General features: G+C 69.5%; 4 protein-coding genes. 2 read left to right on the forward strand and 2 right to left on the reverse strand.

Annotation, left to right across the window (positions count from 1 at the left end; all coding sequences use genetic code 11):
• Nucleotides 1-196 precede the first annotated feature (196 nt).
• Together ACFCZN_RS04675 and ACFCZN_RS04680 are read left to right on the forward strand one after the other, a co-directional pair.
• Complete coding sequence (locus ACFCZN_RS04675; protein ID WP_430555992.1) at nt 197-2,467, forward strand: 3'-5' exonuclease; 2,271 nt, start codon at nt 197-199, stop codon at nt 2,465-2,467.
• A gap of 118 nt (nt 2,468-2,585) precedes the next feature.
• On the forward strand, nt 2,586-4,244 hold the full coding sequence (locus ACFCZN_RS04680; protein WP_430555993.1) for an SIR2 family protein: 1,659 nt from the start codon (nt 2,586-2,588) through the stop codon (nt 4,242-4,244).
• Between the two features lie 120 nt (nt 4,245-4,364).
• Here ACFCZN_RS04680 and ACFCZN_RS04685 read toward each other — a convergent pair whose 3' ends face one another.
• Nucleotides 4,365-5,249 (reverse strand): carbohydrate ABC transporter permease, encoded by an 885-nt coding sequence (locus ACFCZN_RS04685; RefSeq protein ID WP_430555994.1) that lies wholly within the window; start codon nt 5,247-5,249, stop codon nt 4,365-4,367.
• Entirely contained in the window at nt 5,246-6,190 is a 945-nt protein-coding gene (locus tag ACFCZN_RS04690; RefSeq protein WP_430555995.1) for a carbohydrate ABC transporter permease, read from the reverse strand. The genes ACFCZN_RS04685 and ACFCZN_RS04690 overlap by 4 nt, the downstream gene beginning before the upstream one ends.
• Nucleotides 6,191-6,242: the final 52 nt, after the last annotated feature.

Raw genomic sequence — 6,242 nt, forward strand, 5'->3', positions numbered from 1 at the left:
CGACGTTCAGGCGACGAGGTGGGCTACGGGGCGCCGCTCTCACTATCGTGGCCTGCACGTATGGTCACCGTGGACACGGACGACATCGACCAGGAGACGGCCCACCACCTCGCCGCTGAGGGCTGGACCGTCCTCGCCCCTGACGCCGCTGCCATCCGCGCAGCACTGACCCACTGACCCGGAGGAACCACGACCGATGCCGCAGATCATCCTGGGACCGTCCTTCGGCAAGCTCGACGGCGCCGTGCGGAAGGCCGCGTTCGCCTTCCTCGAGAAGCTGCAGGACGACGACACCGCTCCCGGCCTCCACATCGAGCCGATCAACGGCTCCGCCGACTCGCGCATCCGCACGGGTCGCGTCAACGACTTCTGGCGCGCGGTGCTGGTCAAGATCCAGGGCCAGGCCGCTGAGGCGCACTACGTCTACCTCGGGACCTACCCGCACGACGAGGCGATCACCTACGCCAAGAACGCCGTCGTGCGCATCAACCCGCGCAACGGCATCGCCGAGCTGGTCAAGGCGGACCAGGTCGCGACTCCGCCCGTGAACGAGCACGTCTCCGAGCTCGCCGCCAAGCCCAAGCCCGACGACGTCGACCTGCGGACCTACCCCCTGCTGCAGACGCAGGGGATCACCGTCGCGGACCTCATCGACCTCGGCATCGACCCGGACACGGCCACCGAGGCGTCGTTCGCCGAGACCGAGGACCAGATGCTGGTGGTGGCGCAGCTGGCGCCTGCTGCCTGGCAGGGCGACGCGCTGCTGGATCTCTCGATCGGCACCGGCCTTGCGGCGGTCAAGGAGAAGCTGGGTCTGACCCCTCCCCCGATCACACCGGACTCCCGGAGCGACGAGCAGCTCCTCACCGCGCTCAAGCAGCCCGCCGCCCAGATGGACTTCGCGTTCATCGAGGACGACGCCGCGCTGCGCGCCGCCATCGAGGACGACAACTTCGGCCGGTGGCGCGTGTTCCTGCACCCCGAGCAGCGTGACTACGCGTTCAGGCACCGCAACGGGTCTTTCCGCCTCTCCGGCGGCGCGGGCACCGGGAAGACCGTGGTGCTGCTGCACCGGGCTCGGCACCTGGCCCGCCAGGACCCGGACGCGCGCGTCGTCCTGACGACGTTCAACAGGACCCTGGCCTCGTCGCTTCTCGAGACCCTCAAGATGCTCGACCCACGGATCCCGATCGCCAACGAGCTCGGGCAGCCGGGGGTGTACGTCGCCGGCGTGGACGCGATCGCACGGCGGGTGATCGCCAAGGCGGAGGACGTGCACGTCGCGTCGCCCGCCTGGGGCGAGACCGTCACATCCGTGCTCGGGGCACGCTCCCCCTACGTCCTGGACCCCACGGCCGCGGCACGTTGGGAGGCTGCGCTCGGTGACGCCGGCGCGGACCTGCCCCGGGAGCTCCGCAGCCAGGCGTTCATGGTGGCCGAATACGCGACCGTCGTCGTGCCGAACAAGGTCACCACCCGCGACGAGTACCTGCGGGTCCGTCGACCGGGTCGCGGCGTCGCCCTGAACCGAGCCCAGCGGGTGGCCGTCTGGAAGGTGATCGAGGCCTACCGCGCGTCGGCGGACGCCGCCGGCTCGACCGACTGGGACGAGAAGGCGATGATCGCCGCCGCTCACCTCGACACGATGTCCGCCGCGGGAACGGCACGGCTCGCCGACCACGTGCTGGTCGACGAGGGTCAGGACCTCGCGCCGTCGCGCCTGGTCCTCCTGCGCGCTCTCGTCGCGCAGGGGCCGAACGACCTGTTCCTCGCCGAGGACTCGCAGCAGCGGATCTACGGCCAGAAGATCGTCTTGTCGCGCTACGGGATCAACGTCCGCGGCCGGTCGCGACGCCTCACCCTGAACTACCGCACGACAGCACAGGTGCTCCACTACGCCGTCGGCGTGCTGGCCGGCGAGGACTGGGTGGACATGGAGGCCGAGGACGCCACAGTCACCGGGTACCGCTCCGCGCGGTCCGGTCCTGCGCCCCGTGAGGTCGGTGTCTCGTCCCTCCTCGACGAGTACGAGCGCACGGCAGAGCTCGCCCAGACGTGGCTGGACGGTGGAGACGCCCCCGAGACGATCGGCGTCCTGGTTCGCACCAAGGTCATGGGAGACAAGGTCGTCCATGCACTCAGCGAGCGTCACATCAAGGCCAAGTTCATCCAGGACGACGCCGCGACCGGTACCGGCAGCGTGCTCGTCATGACCATGCACCGCTCCAAGGGCATGGAGTTCAAGCGGGTCGTGCTGTTCGGCGTCTCACCGGACGAGGCCGGCTGGGGGGTCGGGCTGTCGTCCCTGCCCGAGGCCGACCGTGCCGACGCCGAACTGAGGGAGCGGTCGCTGTTGTACGTCGCGGCCACCCGCGCACGCGACGAACTCGTGGTGCTGTGGAGCGGACAACGCAGCGGTCTCCTTCCCCAGGTCTCAGATTCGTCCGCGGCGACCGCACAGAACTAAGGTTCCTGCGCGTTCCTGCGCGTTCCCGCTCGGCCCAGTGCACGAGGAGCCCTGGAAGCGTCGCCACGAGCGGGACGACCACCGCGCGAGAAGATGCGCGCTCCCCTACCTTTCCCCCATGACGCGCGGACACCTCTTCGTGGTCCACGGACGGCTGGACTCCCTGAGCGCCGACGCCGTCGTCATCCCCACCGACGCCCGGTTCGGGGTGAGAGCACAATGGCGCGAGACGGCCGGCCTCGGACCCGATGGCACCTGGAGATCCCTGCGGCCTCAGGGCTGGGGGCCCGGTGCAGCTCTGCCGGCTCGGGTGCAGCCGGCGGGCGGGTCGGCACCGGTGGTGTGGTTCGTCGACACCATCGCGGCATCGCCGTCCGGCATCGGGGACGTCGCAGCCCGTGTGGTGGAGTCGATCGTCGAGCGCTCCGGCCATGCTTTGCTCCCAACCGCGACTGACGCGGGACGCCAGCTGCCCCTCGTTGCGATGCCCGTCCTCGGGACCGATGGTGGTGGGCAGGGCGGACGGCGTGGCCAGGTCATCGCTGCGCTGGTCTCCGCTCTCGGCAAGGCAACAGCAGAGCTCGGCGTCGACGTCGCGCTCGTCGCCTGGGAGCGGTCTGACTATGCCGCCCTGCAGCATCGCCGTCGCGAGACGGACGTGCCGGCGCCTCTAGGGTCGAACGCCGACACTGCCAAGACGCTCGGGGAGCGAGTCCGCCGGGGCGAGGTGGCGTTGTTCTTCGGTGCCGGGGTGAGCATTGCCGCGGGTCTGCCGTCCTGGAGCGGGTTGCTGTCAGAGCTCGTCCACCGGCTCGATCTCGGCGAGCTCAAGGACCGGATCGAAAAGCTCGGCCCGCTGGAACAGGCCGAGCTCGTCCAGGTGACCCTTGCGGCGAACCGGAAGGCCGACCCGGCCGGCTCGCAGACAGAGCTCGGCCGACTGGTGGCGGACGTCGTCGAGGAACGTTCGGCACGGCCGAGCCTCGCCCACGCCCTGCTCGCGAGCCTCCGGGTGCGGGAAGCCGTGACCACCAACTACGACCGGCTCTACGAGCAGGCCGTCACAGCGTCCCGCGGGCCGAAGGGCATTTCGGCCGTCGACGTCCTGCCGTGGGCGCGGACATCGAGCGAGCGTCCCTGGCTGTTGAAGATGCACGGCGATGTCAGGCATCCCGGGTCGATCGTCCTGTCGCGCAGCTCGTTCGTACACTACGACACCCGCTGGAAGCCGGTCGGTTCACTCGTCCAGTCGCTCATGCTCACCAAGCACCTCCTCGTCGTCGGGGCGTCGATGACGGACGACAACCTGCTCCGGTTCGCCTACGAGGTGGCCGGGCTTCGGGAGTCCATCGACGAGACCGATCACAGCGACGCTGAGATCGGCACCGTGGTCAGCCTCGCCGTGGACGAGGCGTTCAGCCGGTTGTGGAAGGGCCGCTTCCGGGTCGTGGTCCCTGAGCTGGTTGCGGACGTCGAGGCTCGAGAACCCGCGATGCCAGACGCCGAGAACACTGACGCGCGCGAGGAGAGAGAAGCGGTCGAACGTCGGCGCGCAGCCCGCGCACTCGCCATCTTCCTCGACACCGTCGCGATGCATGCCGTCCGCGAGTCGCCTTACCTCCTGGACGCCCGGTATGCCGATGGTCGCGCAGACGAGGCCGCGCGCCTCGTGGACGACATCAACGCGCTCGCACGCCGTGCCCGTGCACTCGTCTCTGACGACGACTGGCGTCAGCTCGTTCGCGTGCTCTACGAGTTCGGTGCTAGAGGGCGTTAGACGGGCTGCGCCAGGCGGCGGGTGTGGCACCTGGGTGTCGTCGTCGTTCTCGAACACGTCCGACTGCGCTCCTACGGACGCACGACGCGGCGCACTTCGCCGTTCTCCGAGACGCTCAGCTCACTTGACCGCACCAGAGGTGATGCCCGAGATGATCTTCCGCTGCGCGATGACGAAGACGACGAGCAGCGGCAGGCTCATGAGGATCACGTAGGCGAAGATCAGGTGCCAGTTGTCGAGATAGAGCCCCGCGCTGGCGACCTGGAAGAGGTTGAGCGGCAGGGTGTCGAGCCTCCCGCCGACGACGAAGAACGCGTAGAAGACGTCGTTCCACACGTACAGGCAGATGAGGATCGTGGCGGTGGAGAGCACCGGCACCAGCAGCGGCAGGATGATCGTGCCGAAGACGCGCAGCGGCCGGGCGCCGTCGACGCGGGCGGCCTCCTCGAGCTCGTGCGGGATGGTCCGCACGAAGCCGGTGACGAAGAAGATCACCGTCGACATGTACATGCCCATGTAGACGCCGATCATGCCGATCGCGGTGCCGGCGAGGCCGAGCTGGCGCAGCAGCAGCACGATGGTCACGACGGCCGGGGGCAGCACGATGCCGCTGATCGCCAGGGCGTAGAGCACGGCGTAGCCGCGGGTGGTCCGCCGGGCTAGCACCCAGGACGCGAGGGAGCCGAGCACGAGCACGCCGATCACGGCGGGCACCATGATCAGGAGGCTGCCGAAGAAGCCCGCGGGCACGCGCCCCTGGTCCCAGACGGCGGCGAAGTTCTCCAGGTACTGCCACGTGGAGGGCAGGGACAGGTTGGGGTTGAGCGCCTCGGCCTGGGTCTTGCCCGCGGTGACGACGACGATCCAGAGCGGCATGCCGATCAGCAGGACGACGGCGAGCAGCGCCGCGACGGGCTGCACCCGGCGCCAGGCTCCGGTCCGCCCGCCGGTCGGGCGACGGACGGCGCGGGTACGGGTGGTCGGGTGAGCGGTCTGCGTGGTCACAGGACTTCCTCCCGCTTGCGAAGGGTGCGGATGACGGGGAACGCGAGGGCGACGACCACCACGAACAGCACGAGGCTCATCGTCGTGGCCTGCGCGAACAGCCCCTGCCCGAAGGTCCGGAAGATGAAGATGTTGAGCAGCTCGGTGGTGCGGGCCGGGCCGCCGCCGGTGGTCGCCTGCACGATGTCGAAGCCGTTCATCGACCCGAGCAGCGCGGTGGCGACGTTGAAGGTGATGGCCGGCGCCAGCAAGGGGAACCGGACGTCGCGGAACGTGCGCCACGCGGAGGCGCCGTCGAGCCGAGCAGCCTCGAGCACGTCCTCGTTGATGGTCTTCAGGCCCGCCAGGTAGATGAGCATCGACAGGCCCATCCACTTCCACGAGTGGATCAGCGCGACCACGACGAGCGTCCAGGTGGTGCTCCCCAGCCACGGGATGGTGACGTCCGTGCCGAGCACGGTGCTGAGGATCCCGTTGACCGCGCCGTCCGGCTTGAGCATCGCCTGGAAGACGTAGCCGACGGCGAGCGCCGACATGATCACCGGGACGAAGAACATGACGCGCGCGAACCGGTTGACGCGGGTGTCGCGCTCGAGGAGGAGCGCGAGCAGCAGCCCGAACAGGTTCTGGAAGATGGCGACGAGCACCGCGTAGACCAGCGTGATCCGCAGCGACGCGAGGAGCGTGCCGCTGCTGAGCAGGTCGGCGAAGTTGCGCAGCCCGACGAACGAGATCGAGGCCTTGAAGCTCGACCAGTCCGTCAGCGCGTAGACGAAGTTGAAGATCGTCGGGACGAAGAAGAACACGCCCAGGACGACGAAGGCCGGCACGAGGAACCACGCGGGGTGGTTCTTGCGGGTTCTCTCGTCCCTGCCGGGCGCGGCGCGCCGGGGCTTCGGCGCCGGGCGGGCCGGCGCGCCTGTGCTGAGGGTCGCGGTCATCGGTGCATCACCTTTCGGCGGCGGCGGGGGGGGGGGGGGGGGCCCCCACGCT

Source organism: Isoptericola sp. NPDC056134, assembly GCF_042264825.1.
Classification (GTDB): domain Bacteria; phylum Actinomycetota; class Actinomycetes; order Actinomycetales; family Cellulomonadaceae; genus Isoptericola; species Isoptericola nanjingensis.